General features: G+C 53.8%; 20 protein-coding genes. 10 read left to right on the top strand and 10 right to left on the bottom strand.

Annotation, left to right across the window (positions count from 1 at the left end; genetic code table 11):
• The first annotated feature begins 85 nt into the window (after positions 1-85).
• Together ACOYA6_RS04045 and catA are read left to right on the top strand one after the other, a co-directional pair.
• Entirely contained in the window at positions 86-556 is a 471-nt protein-coding gene (locus ACOYA6_RS04045; RefSeq protein WP_422654096.1) for a winged helix-turn-helix transcriptional regulator, read from the top strand.
• An 80-nt stretch (positions 557-636) separates the two neighbouring features.
• On the top strand, positions 637-1,296 hold the full coding sequence (gene catA, locus ACOYA6_RS04040; protein WP_039032291.1) for a type A chloramphenicol O-acetyltransferase: 660 nt from the start codon (positions 637-639) through the stop codon (positions 1,294-1,296).
• Positions 1,297-1,424: 128 nt separating this feature from the next.
• Here the strand turns inward: catA and ACOYA6_RS04035 are convergent, their stop codons facing one another.
• The 6 genes from ACOYA6_RS04035 to ACOYA6_RS04010 all read right to left on the bottom strand — a co-directional run bounded on the left by ACOYA6_RS04035 (position 1,425) and on the right by ACOYA6_RS04010 (position 4,331).
• Positions 1,425-1,928 (bottom strand): Hcp family type VI secretion system effector, encoded by a 504-nt coding sequence (locus ACOYA6_RS04035; protein ID WP_422654095.1) that lies wholly within the window; start codon positions 1,926-1,928, stop codon positions 1,425-1,427.
• A gap of 88 nt (positions 1,929-2,016) precedes the next feature.
• Positions 2,017-2,385: a hypothetical protein gene (locus ACOYA6_RS04030; protein WP_156126928.1), complete on the bottom strand. Its 369-nt coding sequence runs from the start codon at positions 2,383-2,385 to the stop codon at positions 2,017-2,019.
• Between the two features lie 26 nt (positions 2,386-2,411).
• Complete coding sequence (locus ACOYA6_RS04025) at positions 2,412-2,828, bottom strand: putative T6SS immunity periplasmic lipoprotein (protein ID WP_197057151.1); 417 nt, start codon at positions 2,826-2,828, stop codon at positions 2,412-2,414.
• Positions 2,825-3,385 (bottom strand): type IV secretion protein Rhs, encoded by a 561-nt coding sequence (locus ACOYA6_RS04020; RefSeq protein ID WP_422654094.1) that lies wholly within the window; start codon positions 3,383-3,385, stop codon positions 2,825-2,827. Before ACOYA6_RS04020 ends, ACOYA6_RS04025 begins: the two co-directional genes overlap by 4 nt.
• 227 nt (positions 3,386-3,612) lie before the next feature.
• The gene (locus tag ACOYA6_RS04015; protein ID WP_422654093.1) at positions 3,613-4,023 is read right to left on the bottom strand and encodes a tautomerase family protein; all 411 of its coding nucleotides are present in this window, start codon (positions 4,021-4,023) and stop codon (positions 3,613-3,615) included.
• 5 nt (positions 4,024-4,028) lie between these two features.
• Positions 4,029-4,331 (bottom strand): carboxymuconolactone decarboxylase family protein, encoded by a 303-nt coding sequence (locus ACOYA6_RS04010; protein ID WP_039032288.1) that lies wholly within the window; start codon positions 4,329-4,331, stop codon positions 4,029-4,031.
• A gap of 100 nt (positions 4,332-4,431) precedes the next feature.
• On the opposite strand from ACOYA6_RS04010, the gene ACOYA6_RS04005 reads away from it, so the two are divergent.
• Together ACOYA6_RS04005 and leuA are read left to right on the top strand one after the other, a co-directional pair.
• Entirely contained in the window at positions 4,432-5,316 is an 885-nt protein-coding gene (locus ACOYA6_RS04005) for a LysR substrate-binding domain-containing protein (protein ID WP_422654092.1), read from the top strand.
• 94 nt (positions 5,317-5,410) lie between these two features.
• Positions 5,411-7,087, top strand: coding sequence for a 2-isopropylmalate synthase (leuA, locus tag ACOYA6_RS04000; protein ID WP_422654091.1), 1,677 nt, complete (start codon positions 5,411-5,413; stop codon positions 7,085-7,087).
• Here the strand turns inward: leuA and ACOYA6_RS03995 are convergent.
• A complete protein-coding gene (locus tag ACOYA6_RS03995) occupies positions 7,039-7,833 on the bottom strand; it encodes an AraC family transcriptional regulator (RefSeq protein ID WP_422654090.1) in 795 nt (264 codons plus the stop codon). The two genes, leuA and ACOYA6_RS03995, sit on opposite strands and share 49 nt — an antisense overlap.
• A gap of 224 nt (positions 7,834-8,057) precedes the next feature.
• Here ACOYA6_RS03995 and ACOYA6_RS03990 point away from each other — a divergent pair, with 224 nt between their 5' ends.
• Together ACOYA6_RS03990 and ACOYA6_RS03985 are read left to right on the top strand one after the other, a co-directional pair.
• Positions 8,058-8,942 carry an SDR family oxidoreductase gene (locus ACOYA6_RS03990; protein ID WP_039032285.1) on the top strand — a complete coding sequence of 295 codons (885 nt, stop codon included), beginning with the start codon at positions 8,058-8,060 and terminating at the stop codon, positions 8,940-8,942.
• Between the two features lie 287 nt (positions 8,943-9,229).
• Positions 9,230-10,207, top strand: a complete 978-nt coding sequence (locus ACOYA6_RS03985) for a hypothetical protein (protein WP_422654089.1) — start codon at positions 9,230-9,232, stop codon at positions 10,205-10,207.
• 175 nt (positions 10,208-10,382) lie between these two features.
• On the opposite strand, the gene ACOYA6_RS03980 is transcribed toward ACOYA6_RS03985, so the two are convergent.
• The 3 genes from ACOYA6_RS03980 to ACOYA6_RS03970 form a co-directional block, all read right to left on the bottom strand.
• On the bottom strand, positions 10,383-12,314 hold the full coding sequence (locus ACOYA6_RS03980; RefSeq protein WP_039032283.1) for a putative bifunctional diguanylate cyclase/phosphodiesterase: 1,932 nt from the start codon (positions 12,312-12,314) through the stop codon (positions 10,383-10,385).
• Positions 12,315-12,331: 17 nt separating this feature from the next.
• A complete protein-coding gene (locus ACOYA6_RS03975; RefSeq protein ID WP_138368582.1) occupies positions 12,332-12,826 on the bottom strand; it encodes a putative pterin-binding protein in 495 nt (164 codons plus the stop codon).
• Between the two features lie 306 nt (positions 12,827-13,132).
• Positions 13,133-13,996, bottom strand: a complete 864-nt coding sequence (locus ACOYA6_RS03970) for a DMT family transporter (RefSeq protein ID WP_422654088.1) — start codon at positions 13,994-13,996, stop codon at positions 13,133-13,135.
• A 207-nt stretch (positions 13,997-14,203) separates the two neighbouring features.
• Between ACOYA6_RS03970 and ACOYA6_RS03965 the strand changes: the two genes are divergently transcribed.
• The 4 genes from ACOYA6_RS03965 (at position 14,204) to ACOYA6_RS03950 (ending at position 17,377) form a co-directional block, all read left to right on the top strand.
• Positions 14,204-14,998 carry an SDR family NAD(P)-dependent oxidoreductase gene (locus ACOYA6_RS03965; protein ID WP_422654087.1) on the top strand — a complete coding sequence of 265 codons (795 nt, stop codon included), beginning with the start codon at positions 14,204-14,206 and terminating at the stop codon, positions 14,996-14,998.
• A 49-nt stretch (positions 14,999-15,047) separates the two neighbouring features.
• Positions 15,048-15,632, top strand: a complete 585-nt coding sequence (locus ACOYA6_RS03960) for an NTP transferase domain-containing protein (RefSeq protein WP_422654500.1) — start codon at positions 15,048-15,050, stop codon at positions 15,630-15,632.
• A 112-nt stretch (positions 15,633-15,744) separates the two neighbouring features.
• Positions 15,745-15,981 carry a DUF1272 domain-containing protein gene (locus ACOYA6_RS03955; protein WP_039032278.1) on the top strand — a complete coding sequence of 79 codons (237 nt, stop codon included), beginning with the start codon at positions 15,745-15,747 and terminating at the stop codon, positions 15,979-15,981.
• A 25-nt stretch (positions 15,982-16,006) separates the two neighbouring features.
• Positions 16,007-17,377: a M24 family metallopeptidase gene (locus ACOYA6_RS03950; RefSeq protein ID WP_422654086.1), complete on the top strand. Its 1,371-nt coding sequence runs from the start codon at positions 16,007-16,009 to the stop codon at positions 17,375-17,377.
• The last annotated feature ends 143 nt before the right edge of the window (positions 17,378-17,520 follow it).

Here is a 17,520-nt window from a genome sequence, read left to right as displayed (position 1 = left end):
GAGCCTGCCCGCAAAGTGACGGCTTGCTTTGTACGTTAGGGCAGATTGGTTTTATAATTAAACTTACCGCTGATAAGGAGACACCATGAAACGTACCCGTCTGGAAGAGAGTCCCTGCCCTGTTGCCCGCTCGCTGGATATTATCGGCGACTGGTGGTCCCTGCTGATCGTGCGCGATGCCCTGAGCGGCGTTACGCGTTTTGGTGAGTTTCAGAAAAGCCTCGGCATTGCGAAGAACATGCTGGCAACCCGGTTGAAGTTGCTGGTGGACGAAGGCATCCTGGTGCTGCAACCCGCTTCCGACGGCAGCGCCTGGCAGGAGTATGTGCTGACCGAAAAAGGCCGCGATCTGCAAACCGTGCTGCTGGCGCTCTCGCAATGGGGGAACGCGCACCTGTTCGCCGAGGGCGATACGGGAACCGTGCTGGTAGACGCGCGGGATCGCCAGCCCCTGCGCAGGCTAACGATGATCGCGAGCGACGGGCGGGAACTGGGGCCGGATGAGGTGGTGGCGAAGTATCCGGCGCTGGAAGAATCCTCTCACTCAGCAGATTAGATATTTCGAAAATCATCTGCATAAAGCACGACAACGCTCAGACTACTGTCTGATATATCACTGCCGAACAAAGGTTAAAAATGAAAAAAATAACGCCAGAATATACACCTGTTGACTTATCAACCTGGGCAAGGAAAGAGCATTTTGAGGTATTCCAGTCCTTTGCTGAATGCTCAATTAACCAGACGGTTCTGGTGGACATTACCGCGTTGCTAAAACATATCAAAGAGGTTGGCTGGAAGTTTTATCCGACGATTATTTCTCTCCTCGCTAAAATTGTGAACAGGCATGCGGAGTTTCGCATGGCCATGAAAAACAATGAGCTTGTCATCTGGAATGAAGTGCATCCCAGCTATACCATTTTCCATAATGAAACGGAGACCTTTTCATCATTATGGAGTCAATATGATGGCAATCTTCAGCACTTCCAGAACACTTATTCAGAAGACGTCGCCCGCTATGGTAATAACCTTGCTTATTGGCCTAAGGGAGAATCACCGGAGAATATATTTTTTGTATCGTCGATTCCCTGGGTAACCTTTACCAACTTCAATATGAACATTGCGAAAATGCAGAACTTTTTCTCGCCGATGTTCACCTTTGGAAAATATTACAACCAGGATGGGAAAGTATTATTGCCTCTCGCTATTCAGATCCACCATTCGGTGTGCGACGGTTTTCATGCGGCAAGACTGTTTAATGAGTTGCAGGAGATGTGTGATGACTTACGGCACCAGTGAGCGTCACGCAATGCGTGATGCGCTTTAGGTCTTCAAGATCTTTATACGGGGAGTGAGCGGGAAAGATGGCTATTATGTGCTTTACTGCCCCGCTTTCTAGTGCAACGAACCCAGCACACATACTCGTTTTATTGACCAGCTTTTTGCTGCTGTGGCGCAGGCTTAGACCAGGCGTCAGAATATTTAATTACGCCGTCCAGATAATACCACTCAATGCTGTTATAACATAAACTAACAGTTTCAATCATATTGTGGCTATTGGTACCCGGGATATACGTATGATTGGCATTTACCGACATGATGACAACACCTTCCATAGTAACCCGGTAGATTTCCCGCTCGATACCCGCAGCGTTGATTTCATAATATTTGATTTCAGCTTTTTGCAGTCGCCGCCCCTCACAAATACAGATAGCGAGATAAGGAGACAGTTTATTCACCTGTTTATGGATGATGTATGGCGCATGCTGTCTGGTACCTGTCATTCTCCCGGTGTGCGTGTCAACCGGTTGGCTAACACCATAGCTGCTACTCATCACTTCAACCGCGCCTTCACGGCCCAGAGCAAGGCTTCCGCCGTTTAATAACATCCCATTTTCATCGTAAAGAAACAGGTAGGCAGGTAATGACATGGTTAGTTTTTCCTTAGGCTTAAGTTAGTTTTCCCAGTGTAGAATTTGGAGATTTCGTTGCCATTTAACATATTAACTGCATCGTTCATCACCACGGAACAGTACTCAAATAAGGACAGTCGATGCCCGACCATAAATATATGACATGGCCAGTATTATCCTTAATAAAAACGTTATAATATTTTTCATTATCCACTATATAATTTGCCCGGTAGATTACCCCATTTTCTAAAGGAACCATAAAACAACTGTCTGGATAGGAAAGATGTTTTGAACGTCCACTCAGTAAAGATGAGTAGACTTTACCAATTGCCGAAAACTCATAATGACTAAGCACTTGATTTTTATTAACGCTGAAACAGACCCGATTTCCGTCAATAAACACCCCCCCTCTTCTTACATGCTGTGAATCTTTACTCACGCATCCGAACAGTAACGCAATCAGAGTAAGCAACATGATTTTTCTCATCCTTGATAAGCCCCTCAATCCTTTTCTGCATGCGCAGAAGTTATTTCTGAAGCCTTACCCGGGAAAGGGCAAACTGCGTTCCAGCCTAAATCAATGACCTGACCGTGGTTATCAATAATGAAAGTGTAATAGTACATTTTTTGGTTGACCGTATAGCGTGTCCCGTAGACTACAGCCTTTTCTAAATTGACATGAAAACATGTGTCAGGATAGGTCAATTGCGCGGAATAATTTCTAAGTAACTTATCAATTACATCGTGGTTGGGTGATAAGCTATAACTTTCTAAAACATCATTTTTATCAAGAGTAAAGCAGACGCGGTTACCCTCAATGTGAATTGCTTTTCTTTCTCCATATTGTGCTCCTTCTTTACCTTTACCTGGACATCCTGTAAGCAGAACGACTAAAGAAGTTATTAATAGTTTTTTCATCCTGGGAAACTCCCTAGCACCCTCTCATATTTTCGCATTAACACCAGAAAAGGTTCAGAGGGATCATAATCCTTGTAATCATGTAGGCGTTCACTGCCTTCGAACCCATAATGTTTCAACAACCAGTAATCGCTCACAATAGACGCCTGCTGTTCCAGACCGTAATCAAGCAGGTTTGCTTTATCCAGGCTGTAGGTGTAATCCGCCATCCATGAAAATGCACCGCGCATCCGTACCCACATGCCACGCTGATGCTGCCAGACATGCGTCATTTCATGCAGAAAAAGATGTTGGGCGAACGGCGTGTCCTCTTTGCCCGGAATAGAAAAATCATCCTGATATGTGCCGGTTCGGAACCACATCTCACCATCAGGAGCCATAGCCCGGTTAGGATCCTGCAGATTAAAAGGAAGATAACTTTCACGATGGATCCAGACTTTATGATAATGAATGCTGTAACCATAAAGGGTACTGGCTAAGTTTATTTCACCAAGCCTTAACCGCCTTAACCCGCCTTCTTCAGTCTCTGCCCATTCAACAGAATTTGGATAATACATATCGTTATTCCCGGAGTGGTATTTGACGAAAAGCGTATCTCATTCACTCACGTACTTCCGGAGCAAAACATACATTAAATTAAAAATAAGAAATCATTCAGGAATGTATTTAAATAACACATTCAACCGTCTATCTTATATTCAAAATTTATGACACAAAAAAAACGCGCCAGTAAAACGGACGCGTAATAAAAAGCCTTAACAATGGCGGCAATTAATTCATAAATTCACTCGCCATGTAGTCGATGCGAAAACCCCTCCTCCGACAGCATTCGTCCCTGGCTGAAGCTCCACTCATCGGCGGTGTTGAACTGGATCATCACCATCACGTCATCCGGGTGAATATTCAGCGCCCGGTGCAGCCCTTCACACAGCCTGCGGCAGAGGTTCTGCTTCTGCGCAGACGAACGGGGCTTGCCCGCCAGAATGTGAAACTGAATAAAATTGTCGCTGCGCCCGCCGCTTTTATAGTGCCGGTCGAACAGGTGGCGCGTGGCCGGGATCTCCTCAAAAATCTGGAAGCGATCCCCAGGCGGAACCGCGAATTCTGCCTCCAGGCTCTGCTGGAGGATGTCGGAGATCTGCGCTATCTGCGCGTCGCTGTATCCGGGACGCAGGGAAATACGGATGAAGGGCATCGGGATCACTCCTCTTCCAGGCAGCCGAGGGCGGAGACCGCCGCAGGCCAGCCGGCGTAGAACGCCAGATGGGTAAAGACTTCGGTGATTTGCTCCCGGCTCAGGCCGTTTTGCTGCGCGAAACCGATATGCCAGGGCAACTGCTGCACCCGGCCCAGCGCCGTCAGGGCACCGAGAGTAATCAGGCTGCGATCGCGCGGGGAGAGCGCGTCGCGTTTCCAGATATCATTGAAAAGCACCTCCTGGCTCAGCTCGGCCAGTTTCGGCGCGACGCGGCTCAGGGTTTCAGAAGTGAGTGATTTCGCCATCGTGTTCTCTCCGCATTGACAGTAAGGCGATTCTGGCGTCATATTTTCATCCTGAAAATCAAATTATATGCGGCATACCATCCCGCATTTCAGGATGATTATGAACAAGCTTCCCCCGACGCTCGACCTCGACGCGCTGCGCAGTTTTGTCACCGGCATTGAGTATGGCAGCTTTGCCCTGGCCGCAACCCACCTCTGCCGCTCCACCTCGGCGGTAAGCGCCCAGCTCAAAAAGCTGGAGCAGCAGTGCGGCGCAGAGCTGGTGATGAAAAAAGGCCGTGGCCTGACGCTGACCCGCAACGGCGAAATCGTCATGGGGTACGCCCGCCGCATGCTGGCGCTGAACGACGAGGTGCAGTTCGCGTTGAAGGGCGAACGGTTGCAGGAGGAGATCCGCATCGGCATGCAGGAGGATTTTGGCGAGTCGTTGATGCCGGGGATCCTGGGGGAATTCAGACGCCACCATCCGGGGGTACGGATCGTTGCCCGGGTGGATCGCAACCGGGCGCTGCTCAACGCCTTTGATGATAACGCCCTTGATATGGTGCTGCTGTGGCAGAACGAGAGCGAACCGCGCAAGGGCACAGCGATCGGCCAGAGCCAGCTGGTGTGGATCCAGCCCCCGGAGATGGACATCGTCAGTCTGCTTGCCCGGGGCGAGCCTCTGCCGCTGGTGATGTTCGACAGCCCCTGCCTGATGCGCTCCCACGCCATCGACTGCCTGAACCGGGCGGGCATCCCCTGGCGGGTGGAGTTTGTCAGCCACAGCCTGAGCGGGATCTGGGCTGCGGTGCAGGCCGGGCTCGGCGTGACGCTGCGCACCCGGATCGGGATGCCGCCCAGGCTGCAGGTGACGGGAAGCGAGCTGCCCGCGCCGGGCAGGCTGGGGATTACGCTGGAGCAGCAGCACGGGAGCGAGTCACAGCAGCGCGCGCAGACGCTGCTGGCCCAGCTGATGGAGCAGGCCCTGCGTGCAGTGACGTAAATGGCGGATCCTCGCCACAGGTTGTCAGTTTTGCGCCAGTACCCTTCCCCGTTATTCGCCAGGATGAAAACACGACATCACCTGGAGAATCACTATGTTGCGCAATCCCTCGCAAAAGTACGCGGCCTATGCCCCGATTTCCTTACCCGATCGCCAGTGGCCGGATAAGACGCTGACCCACGCCCCGCGCTGGCTCTCTACCGATCTCCGCGACGGCAACCAGGCGCTGGCCGAGCCGATGGATATCCCCCGCAAGCTGCGCTTCTGGGAGCAGTTGCTCAAATGCGGCTTTAAGGAGATCGAGGTGGCTTTCCCCTCCGCCTCCGAAACGGACTTTCAGTTTGTGCGCCAGCTGATTGAGGAGCAGCGCATTCCGGATGATGTCACCATTCAGGTGCTCACCCAGGCCCGCAGGGATCTGATTGAGCGCACCTTCGCGTCGCTGGACGGCGTAAAACGCGCCACGGTGCATCTCTATAACGCCACCGCGCCGCTGTTCCGCGAGCTGGTGTTTCGCCAGAGCAAGGAGGAGATTGTCCAGCTGGCCGTCAGCGCCACGCGCCAGATACGCGCGCTGTGCGAGGCCAACCCGCAGACGCGCTGGACGTACGAGTACTCGCCGGAAACCTTTTGCTTCACCGAGCCGGAATTCGCCCTGCAAATCTGCGAGGCGGTAGCCGATGTCTGGGAGCCCTCTGCCGAACGGCCGATGATTATCAACCTGCCCGCGACGGTTGAGGTGAATACACCCAACGTGTATGCCGATCAGATCGAGTATTTCTGCCGTCACTTTTCCCGTCGGGAAGACGTCTGCATCAGCGTCCATCCCCATAACGATCGCGGCAGCGGCGTCGCCAGTGCCGAACTGGCCCTGCTGGCAGGCGCTGACCGGGTTGAAGGTTGCCTGTTCGGCAACGGGGAGCGCACCGGGAACGTCTGCCTGGTGACGCTGGCGATGAACCTTTACAGCCAGGGCGTCCCGCCTGAGCTGGATTTCAGCGACATGAAGCAGGTGGTGGAGCTGGTGGAGCAGTGCAACCAGCTGCCGGTGCATCCCCGCCATCCTTACGCCGGGAAGCTGGCCTTTACCGCCTTCTCTGGCTCACATCAGGACGCCATCAAAAAGGGCTTTCACGCCCGGGAACAGTCCACCTCTCCGCGCTGGGAGATGCCTTATCTTCCGGTCGACCCGGAGGATATCGGCTGTAGCTATGAGGCGGTGATCCGCGTCAACAGCCAGTCCGGGAAAAGCGGTGCGGCCTGGATGCTGGAGCAAAATCATGGCCTGGTGCTGCCCCGCGCCCTGCAGCAGGACTTTAGCCGCCACGTTCAGGCGCATACCGACCGGGAAGGCACCGAGATGACGCTGAGCGCCCTGTGGCAGCTGTATCGCGAGTTGTACGGGCCGCATCAGCTCGCCCCTCGGCAGCTGCTGGATTACCGCACCGAGAGCCAGGCTGATGGCGGGCTGGCGCTGTGGGCCCGCGTCCAGACTGCGGAAGGTATTGTGACTCTGGAGGGGAAAGGCAACGGCCTGCTCTCAGCCGCCGCCAGCGCGATGAAAACCTGCTTCAGTCTGACCTTCGCTATTGAGGATTATCACGAGCATACGCTTGGCCGATGCAGCGAAAGCCGCTCGGCGGCCTATATCCGCTGCAGCTTTAAGCAGGGTGAAAGCCGCTGGGGGACGGGCATCGACAACGACGTTTCCCGGGCGTCGCTTCAGGCCTTGCTGAACGCATTGCCGGAGAGCGCCCCGGGCGGGAAGTAGTCGCTCGGTGCCACCCCGAGCGTGCGGCGAAACATCGCGCTAAAGGCGCTGTGGCTCTCATAACCGAGGTCCAGCGCCACCCGAAGCACCGACTGACCCTGCGCCAGTCGGTTCAGCGCCTCCATCAGCCGCGCCCTGCGCAGCCATTCGCTGAACGCCAGCCCGGTCTGCTGGCGAAAGTGCCGCAGCAGGGTGCGTTCGCTGATATTGAGCGTTTTTGCTGCGAACATCGTTGTCCACTTTGTTCCCGGCTCGGCCTGGATCCGGCGGCAGAGTGCCAGCAGCGCGGGCGCCTGAGGTTCAGGAAGGTTAAACGGCAGCACGCTAATCCCCCGGATCTCATCGAGGATCAGCTCGTAGATGCGCTCCGCCCGACTGCCTGCACCGTAGCTTTCCGGCAGGTGCAGCGAGGCGATGATCAGCTCGCGAAGCAGGGTGGATATCTGCACCACCTGGCACACTGAAGGTAAATCCGCCCGGGCAAAGGGATCGATAAACAGCGTCCGCGCCGCCACGTTGCCGGTGATCAGCAGCCGATGCCGGGTCCCGGCAGGCAGCCAGACGCCCCGCCCCGGCGGCACAATCCAGAACCCCTGCCCGGTCTCCACCCGCACCACCCCGCTCAGGGTGTGCAGCAGCTGCGCGCAGTCGTGGCTGTGCCACGGCTCCGTTTCTCCATGGGTGTAATCGTGGGCAAACGGCACCAGCGGCCGGGTAGTAAAGCTGAATTGTGTTTGTGTGGTCACAGGTAACTCGCGGATGATTTATTTTGATGCTCGATGAGCGTGGCTTTTTTATACGTCAGCTTATGCATTCCTTTCCAGGAAAATAACACCCTGCTTCCTCATATGACATATTCAGAAAAACGCAAAAATATATCCAGAAGAAGAATAATCCGAATTACGTCCTGCATAAAGGTGCGTTGCGTCACAGTGGCTACGCTTTAAATTCATTGACTAAGGAGGTCGGGATGACATCAGGAAACACCACTTCAAAAAACTACCCACAACCCCCATTTGTGGAACAACCGCAACAAATGCCAGGACTGGCATCAGAGATGAAGCCAATCCCCGATCATGGCGAAACCAGTTATACCGGCTCGGGTCGACTCGCAGGTAAAAAAGCGCTTATTACCGGTGGTGATTCCGGTATTGGCCGCGCCGTGGCAATCGCCTATGCCCGTGAAGGTGCCGATGTGGCTATTGGCTATCTGCCCGAAGAAGAATCTGACGCCGCAGCGGTTATTGCCCTGATTCAGGCGGAAGGACGTAAGGCCGTAGCGATCCCGGGCGATATTCGCGTGGAATCGTTCTGTGAGACGCTGGTTGAGCGCGCCGTCACTGAACTGGGCGGCCTCGATATTTTAGTCAATAACGCGGGCAGACAGCAGTTCTGCGAGTCCATTGAAGATCTGACCACCGCCGCTTTCGACGCGACGTTCAAAACCAATGTGTATGCGCCGTTCTGGATCACCCGCGCGGCCGTGCGTCACCTGTCGGAAGGTGCCGTCATTATCAATACCTCTTCGGTTCAGGCGTTTAAGCCGAGCGAGATCCTGCTGGATTATGCCCAGACCAAAGCCTGTAACGTGGCCTTTACCAAATCACTGGCGAAACAGCTTGGACCCAAAGGTATTCGGGTGAATGCCGTGGCACCGGGCCCTTACTGGACCCCGTTGCAATCAAGCGGCGGTCAGCCGCAGGAGAAGGTGCAGCAGTTCGGGGAAGATACACCGCTGGGCAGACCGGGTCAGCCCGTGGAGATCGCGCCGCTTTATGTTCTGCTGGCGTCTGAAGAGTGCTCTTATGCCTCCGGTCAGGTCTGGTGCTCAGACGGTGGTACCGGCGTAGCCTGATTCTGTTGTCTTTATTTTTGACCTGCCTGACGGCTGGCGGACTTATTATAAATCCATTATTCGAAGCGGTAATGGATTTTAAAATTTCAAAAGCCGTCCGGCGGAAAATTATCAACTATTATTAGATCGTTAATTTTCGTTTTTTTATTCCTTTAAGCTTGAAAGTCTAATTTGTTAAAAATGACATCCTCTGGCTCTTAAAGGGCTTAAATGTTGAAGTTGATAATGTTTCCTGTTTTTCAATCGGTTCCTGTTTCCGAACGCATATTAATTAAAGGGCAACAGCTATGACTCACATTCACGAACACGCTACGGTTAACACTACGTATCCCGATACGCGTCTGCCCGTGCCTGCCGCGAGCAGTAGCGCCGTATCCTGGGGTGCCATCTTTGCCGGCGCGGCCGCCGCCGCATCCCTGTCGCTGATTTTGCTGATGCTGGGCGCAGGTCTGGGCCTGACGTCCATCTCGCCCTGGGAGAGCCGCGGACTCGACGCCGGGACGGTGGGCATCGCAGCCATAGCCTGGCTGACGTTCACCCAAATCGTGGCGTCGGGCATGGGGGGTTATTTAGCCGGGCGACTGCGCACCAAATGGGTCGATGTACACACGGATGAAGTTTATTTCCGCGATACGGCCCACGGATTTTTGACATGGGCGGTGGCTGCGCTGGTTTCGGCTGCGCTGTTAACCAGCACCGTAGGTGCCATTATTGGCGGCGGCGCTAAGGTTGTGGGTACCGTTGCCGGTGGTGCTGCGACGGCTACAGCGGCGGGCGCTGCGGGTATGGCGAACGCTTCGTCTGGCGCACCTGGTAATCCAATGGACTATTTCGTGAATTCGATGTTCAGAGGAAATGCGGCTCCAGCACCTGCGGCACCGACAGACCCTGCCGCGGCTCCGGCTCCGGCAGCGCCAGCCACGCCCGGCCAGGATCTGACCCCTGCCCAGCTAAGCGAAGTGACCGGTATTTTTGCTAACAGCATTAGCACCGGGGCGTTACCTGCAGAAGATCGTCAGTATGTCGCCCAGCTGATTGCGCAGAAGACCGGCATCAGTCAGCAAGAAGCTGAACAGCGTGTACAGGCCACCTATGACAAAGCTCAGGCCAAACTAAAAGAAACCAAGGAGAAAGCACAGCAAGCCGCTGATGCTGCACGTAAAGCCACAAGCTACCTGATGCTCTGGACATTCATCTCACTGCTGGCCGGTGCTTTCGTCGCCAGCCTGTGTGCGACCTACGGTGGCCGTCAACGTGACTTATAATTTTTAATTAAGCAGGAGGTTTAAAATGCGCTCACTATTACTGTTCTTTTTAGGCGTTCCTATCCCAATCATTATTCTGATTGCGCTGTTCTTCCACTAATAGCCGCCGCCTGAACATAAATGCCCGAAAGGGCATTTATGTTTTTAGCTACAAGCATCCTGTCTATTTTATCGTTTAACCGTTGCGGATCCTGCCGGCGATGCCCGGCTGAGGTTTCCCGAACAGATAGCCCTGGGCGAGATCGCAACCCAGCGCCTGAAGCCTTTCCAGCTGCTCCTGGGTTTCAACCCCTTCTGCAACCGCCTTCATATTGAGGGACTTCGCCATGCCGGTGATGAGCCTGATGATATTCAGGGCATCATCCTGGGTGGATATCGAATGTACGAAGGATTTATCTATTTTTATTTTATCGAAGGCAAGCTTACTCAGACGGGAAAGCGAAGAGTATCCGGTCCCAAAATCATCAATAGAAATTTGCACGCCCCGGGCTCTGAGCTTATTGAGCGTCTTCAGCGGCGTATCGTTCTCGGTAAAGAGAGAGGACTCGGTCACTTCCAGCTCAAGGCGATCTGCCGACAGCCCACTCTCTTCCAGAATAGAGAGCACGATCCCGGCAAAGGCTTTGCTGCTCAACTGGATTGGCGAGACATTCACGGAAATTTTTGCCGGCACCGCCCAGGTCGCCGCTTCCCGGCAGGCAATCTCCAGCACATATTTACCCATCTCGTTGATCATGCCAGTTTTTTCAGCGGCAGGAACAAAAGTGTCAGGCGACAGGAGCCCTTTTAACGGGTGTATCCAGCGAATAAGGGCTTCATAGCTGTAGATTTCCCGCGTGAACGAATCGACGATAGGCTGGTAATACACCACGAACTCTTTATTCGCTAACGCCATCGCCAGATCGTGTTCCAGGGTCCGGCTTTCCTGCAGCTTTTGCAGCATAAATGGCCGGAACACTTTTATCTTACCCGGGCCTTCACTTTTGGCCTCATACAGGGCCAGATCGGCGAATTTATACAGATAATCGGAGCGCCGTTCGGTGTCTGAGATAACAATACCCACGCAGGTGGCGATATTGATGATGGTGTTATAGATGGTGTACGGCTGGTTGATAGACGCGCAAATTTGTCGGGCTCGCGAAACGGCACTGCTCTCCGTCAGGCCACTTGAAAGAAACGCAAACTCATCGCCACCCAGGCGATAAAGGGTATCGGCGGTCAGGCTCATGGAAACCAGACGGTCGGATATCTGACGAAGTAACATATCGCCGACATCGTGACCATAGGTGTCATTGATCTCCTTGAAGCGATCCAAATCGAATAGCATCACCGCCACAGATTCACCGTTTTTCTCGGCGGTCTGGATGACTTTTTTAATGTTTTCCCAGAAAAGCTGACGGTTATTCATCCCGGTCAGGGAGTCATGGTAGACGTCATATTCCAGCTGCGTATTCTGGATTTGCAGTTTTTCTTTGGATTTCTGTAATTCTTCAGCAAGGCTTTTAACCTGAAGGTGCGCTTTAAGAATATTCCTGTTTTGAAAGAATATCATCACGCCCAGGATGCCGCTCAAAATTATCAGCAGTAATGAAGCAGCCGAATAAATATAGTAAAGCGTCTGTATTTTCAGGTTAGCTCTGTTTATCGAGTTAACGTCATTATCCAGTGCACTGGAGGAAAGGTGGCTAAGGGGGGCATCAAGCGTATGCATTTTGTCCAGATAGACCTGGATCTCTGAACGGTCCATCCTCTCAAGATGAGCATCAAGATATTTGAGGATGTTTTCGACATTTAAAGCGAGTTCATGGTGGGCCTTATTGCTGGCAATATAACGCCCAAGATCCCCTTCTTTCATCAAACCACTCTGGCTGAGCATAATGTCCAGACGCAGGCGCACATCATCGATGGTCAGGGCTTCACTTTGATTTGCATAAAGACCCAGCGTTGATTCGAAACGATAATACTCCGATACCAGCTGGGCCGCAGACCATGAATCCGTGTAGTGAGTCAGTTTTTGTAACTCTTGCTGCCTTTCATGTACAAGGAAAGAGATGTATCCAGTAGAGATAAATAGGAAAAAAATGATGCCCGCCAGTATCCTGTTCATGATGCGCGTCTGAACTCCTACTCAATATTCATTTTGCTGACCTGCCATGCTGATCTTGAATAAAAAATCTGACTATTCAGCTCGGGCATGCTGTCATATGGATACACAATGAATAACGGGCCTTTGTCACGGATACGCATATATTCGCCGTTGACTTTTAAGGCAAGAATAACATTGTATTTATTGAAGTCATTGAGAGGGATAACGGTAGTATAGTCATTAAGCGCAATGACCTTGACGATAGAACCTTTGGCGCCAACATACTCCATGAGCTTTCGTAGCGGAACGCCCGTAAAGGTTGTACGCCCATTGTACCAGGGAGAAGTGGTCTGGAAACTGACCAGGCCCAGTTTCTCAAGGCTGGCGATATCAAAAACGGCTTTCCCGTCTGCATTCGTATTTTGAATATTACCGGAGAGGGTTAAAAGGACTTTGCCTTCAGGTTTGGGAAGTTCACCCGCCCAGACCTGGGTGGCGACCACCAGGCTCAACAACATGACAATTAACCGCATACTGACCTCCCCTTTCTACCGGATTTTACGGAATTATAATTTAGTTAACATGCTATTTATATATGCGACCTGGCTATTATTGACGCACTAAGAACATTCACATTATAACTCATTAAAATCAATAGGTTAAATTTTTCTATTTTTTAAAACGATTAAGTAAAATCTGCACTGTTATTTGAATTACGCCAGATTTTATTCTGTCTGTACAAAAAATAAGCCACGCGCTTATTTAATGCAATTAAACACACAACAATATAAAGGTTTAATTTTTGTTTGTATGGGCCGGGAAGTTGGGGACTCTCTTCCTTATCTGAAATCATTTCGCTTAACCTTTTCGCGCTGTTTGCGATCGGCAGCGATAACCATCGCTATCCCCGCCAGCACCACCAGCGTGCAAATCACCATTCTTATATCCGGCACTTCCCCGAGAAATAACCCCCCGCCTGCGGCGGCAATACAGGGCACGCTCAGTTGCAATGTGCTGGCGGTGGCCGAAGAGAGGGTGGCGACCAGGGCATACCAGAGCACATAGGCTACGCCGGAAGCCAGCCCGCCTGACAGCAGCGCAAGAAGGATGCCGCTGGCGTCAATCTGCACGGGTGCCTGTCGTATCAGGCTCCAGACCAGAATGACCGGTAAGCCGAGAATGAAATTCCCCGCCGTCGTGCCTGCTGGCGCTTTGATATTTTTACCGCGCACGGAATAGGCTCCCCACGCCAGGCCAGAGGCCACCATGGTAATGGCGGCAAACAGAGGAGGCGCGGTGGCGCCGGGCAACAGAAGCGTAACGATCCCGCCAATGGCAATAAGAATGCCGCAGGCCTTAAACCCGCTCAGTTTCTCGCCTTTTATCATGCCCCAGCCAATCATGCAGACCTGAACTGCGCCAAACAGCAGCAATGCGCCTGTCGCCGTATTGAGCTGAACGTAAGCCAGCGAGAAGAACAAGACATAGGCGCACAGCAATACGGCGTCGATGATTTTCCAGCGTATCTCTTTCACCTTCCCGCGCGCCAGATGCCAGGCGAACAGCACCCCCGCTCCACCCAGCAATCTCAGCATGCTGAAGGTCTGCGGATCGGCATGGCCGTTTTTAAGGGCGATGCGGCAGAGAATCGAGTTAGCGGCAAAGGCAGTTAACACAAAAAGCACCAGCAACAGCTTTTTCATACGCTTCCTGACGAGGATCGCCAGCACCCGGCTGGCGTTTAGTTCTTTGTCTTTACTGTAATGCAAAACCGCACGAATGACTGTTTCACTTTTCCTCCGCAAAGATCAAAAAAAACCTGCATAGTGGTTGCATTATAAAACCAAATACTCCACCCTTTGTTTAGTTTCATTTTGAAACCAACCATCTTACAACCCAGAGGTATTACGATGACTACGCAACGTTCCACCGCTTTAATCACAGGTGCATCTTCCGGGATCGGCGCGGTCTACGCCGACCGTCTCGCCGCGCGCGGCTACGATCTGGTGCTGGTCGCCCGCCGGGAAGCGCGCCTGCTGGCGCTGGCGGAACAGCTTGAGCAACGTTATGGGGTGAAGGTCGCCACCCTGACGGCGGATCTTACCGATGAAACCGGGATCCGCGCCGTGGAAGAGCTCCTGCGCAGCAATACCGCTATCGACACCCTGATCAACAATGCCGGTACCGCCCAGATGGCCCCTTTCCTCGCGGGCGACATGGCGCAACATCAGGCGATCAACATGCTCAACACCACCGCCCTGATGCGCCTCACGTATGCTCTGCTGCCGCGACTGGCGCAAAATAATCGCGGCACGCTGATTAACATCGCCTCGGTACTGTCGATCCACGCCCGGGCGGGCAGCGCGCTCTACAGCGCCACCAAAGCCTGGGTGCTGAACTTTACCCGTGGATTGCAGGAGGAGTTTGCCGACAGCAAGGTGCGCATTCAGGCGGTATTACCGGCGGCAACGGCCACGGAGATCTGGGAGCTGTCCGGCATCACCGCCGACGATCTGCCCGCCGGGTCGGTGATGACCACCGACAACATGGTGGATGCGGCGCTGGCGGGGCTCGATCAAGGTGAGCTGATTACCATTCCGCCGATGCACGATGAAGCGCTGTGGACGCGCTATGAAGAGGCGAGGCTGGCGCTGTTTGCCAGCGCCCGGACCGGCGAACCGGCGCCGCGCTATCTGACGCGCTGAAATTTGCGGTATATTTTTTATTTCCCCACTCATCTTCACAACGGGATAAATAATGTCGGTCGACTGTATTATTACCGCCGCAGGACTCTCCTCCCGGATGGGGAAGTGGAAAATGATGCTGCCCTTACGGGATGGGACGATTCTCGATGCAAGCATTGAAAACGCACTGCAATTTTGCTCCCGAATCATCCTTGTCACCGGTTATCGCGCAGAAGCGTTGCAGGCCCGGTATCGCCATCAGGAAAGTGTGACGCTGGTTCATAATCCCGATTATGAAAAAGGGATGTTGGGTTCCGTTATTGCCGGTGCCCGGGCGGTAAAGACGGAGTACTGCTTTATCACCACAGGCGATCTACCCTGCCTGCACGGGGATGTTTACCGTGAGCTGTGGGCGTTACGTGCCGAGGGGGCGCTCCTGCCGCACTATCTGGGCACGCCGGGTCACCCTGTTCTGGTTGATAAAAACAGCCTGCTCCAGGCCATTGCCCGGCCGGATATCCGCACTATGCGCCAGGCGCTAATGCAGGGTAAACATCACAGCGTGTCTCTTGAACGCCCGGAAATCATTTTTGATATCGATACTCCGGACGATTTCAGGAAGCTGCAACTGCTGGTTAAAAAGAGCTCAGCGTGATTGTGGTCCATTTGAAATGTCCCTGCGACGCCCGCTGAGATCGGGGTGTCGCGGTTTTTTTTACTCTCTGTCATAGTGAAGAAGACGCAACTCACTGAACAGGATGAAAACCATGCTCGAGCTTCGCCCGAACTGCGAATGGTGTGACCGCGATCTGCACCCTGATGACCTGGACGCCCGAATCTGCTCCTTTGAGTGCACCTTCTGCGCGGCCTGCGCCAACACCCATCTCAACCACCGCTGCCCCAACTGCCAGGGCGAACTGGTGCGCCGCCCGGTGCGTCCGGCGACGAAGCTGGTGAACGCGCCTGCCTCCACCGTGCGGGTGCATACGCAAAAACGATCCTGACTCCCATGCCTTAACGAGGTAAATAATGATCCAGCTGCAGACCGTTCCTGCTCCGCGCACCTTCCCCGACGTAGCCCCGGTGTTGCTCACCGATGCCACCCTGCTTGAGCGTAAAAACAGGGTACTGACCCGCATCAACGAGGCGGGCTATGACGCCCTGGTGATCTATGCCGATAAGGAGCACGGAAGCAACTTTGAGTACCTGACCGGGTTTGTGCCGCGCTTCGAGGAGGGGCTGTTGATCCTGGATAAAACAGGTGCGGCGACGGTGATTCTGGGCAATGAGAACCTGAAGATGGCGAAGCATTCCCGCATTCCGGTTGAGCTCAAACACTGCCCGTTTTTCTCGCTGCCCAACCAGCCGATGGAAAATGAGGCCTCGCTGGAGAGGCTGTTTGGCGAAGCGGGCCTGAGCGCGTATGGCCGAATCGGGGTGGTGGGCTGGAAGATGTTTACCGCGTCCGGGACGGATAATAAGCAGCTTTTCGATCTGCCGTATTTTATCGTCGAGGCGCTGAAAAACAGCACCCCGGCAACGCTTGAAAACGCCACACACCTGTTTATCGGCGGTAATAGCGGGGCCCGTATCACCAACAACGCGAACGAAATTGCGCACTATGAATACGGCGCGAATCTGGCCTCAACCTGTATGCTGAAAGCCATGGACGCGGTGGTGCCGGGCATCCGCGAGACTGAGCTGGGTGCGCTGCTGGCGGCAGAGGGGCAGTATCAGACCGTGGTCACCATCGCCGCCGCCGGGCAGCGCTTTGAGAAGGCGAACTTTTATCCCACCTATAAAAAGCTGGAGCGCGGTCAGCCGCTGTCGATGACCACCGGGTTTAAGGGCGGGCTTTCCAGCCGGACCGGGTTTGTGATTGCCGACGAGAGCGAGTTGCCGGAGGGTCAGAACGATTATCTGGATCGGGTAGCGAAACCCTACTTTGCCGCCGTCGCCAGCTGGCTTGAAACTATCCATACCGGAATGCCGGGCGGTGAGATGTACGCCCATATCGAGCAGGTGCTTAATAAAGCGCTGTATGGCTGGCATCTGAATCCGGGCCACCTCAGCGCCGATGAGGAGTGGATGTCTTCGCCCATTTACCCCGGCTCTGCCGAGACGCTGAAGAGCGGGATGATCCTGCAGATCGATATTATCCCCTCCGTGCCGGGCTATACCGGGGTGAGCGCCGAGGAGAGCATCGCCCTGGCGGACGAGGATTTGCAGGAGAAGATCCAGGCGGCGTATCCGGAGCTGTGGGCGCGGATCGTCACCCGTAAGGCGTACATTCGTGACGTATTAAATATCAGGCTGGCGGACGAGGTGATCCCGCTGTCGAATACCGTGGCATATCTGCGACCGTTCCTGCTGGCGAAGGAGCAGGCATTTACCTGCTGAGCCGGTTTTTTGCCCGGCGGCGCTGCGCTTGCGCGGGCCTACAAGGTCAACGCAAAACGGCAACCTCCGGTTGCCGTTTTTAGTTTGTGCACCCTCTCCCCGTGGGGGAGGGCCGGGGTGAGGGCATCAGGCCGCACCGTTCT

This window comes from Leclercia barmai, from assembly GCF_049312895.1.
Lineage (GTDB): Bacteria > Pseudomonadota > Gammaproteobacteria > Enterobacterales > Enterobacteriaceae > Enterobacter > Enterobacter barmai.
Note: the sequence above shows the minus strand (reverse complement) of the source record. Positions and strands in the feature narration are given on the sequence as shown.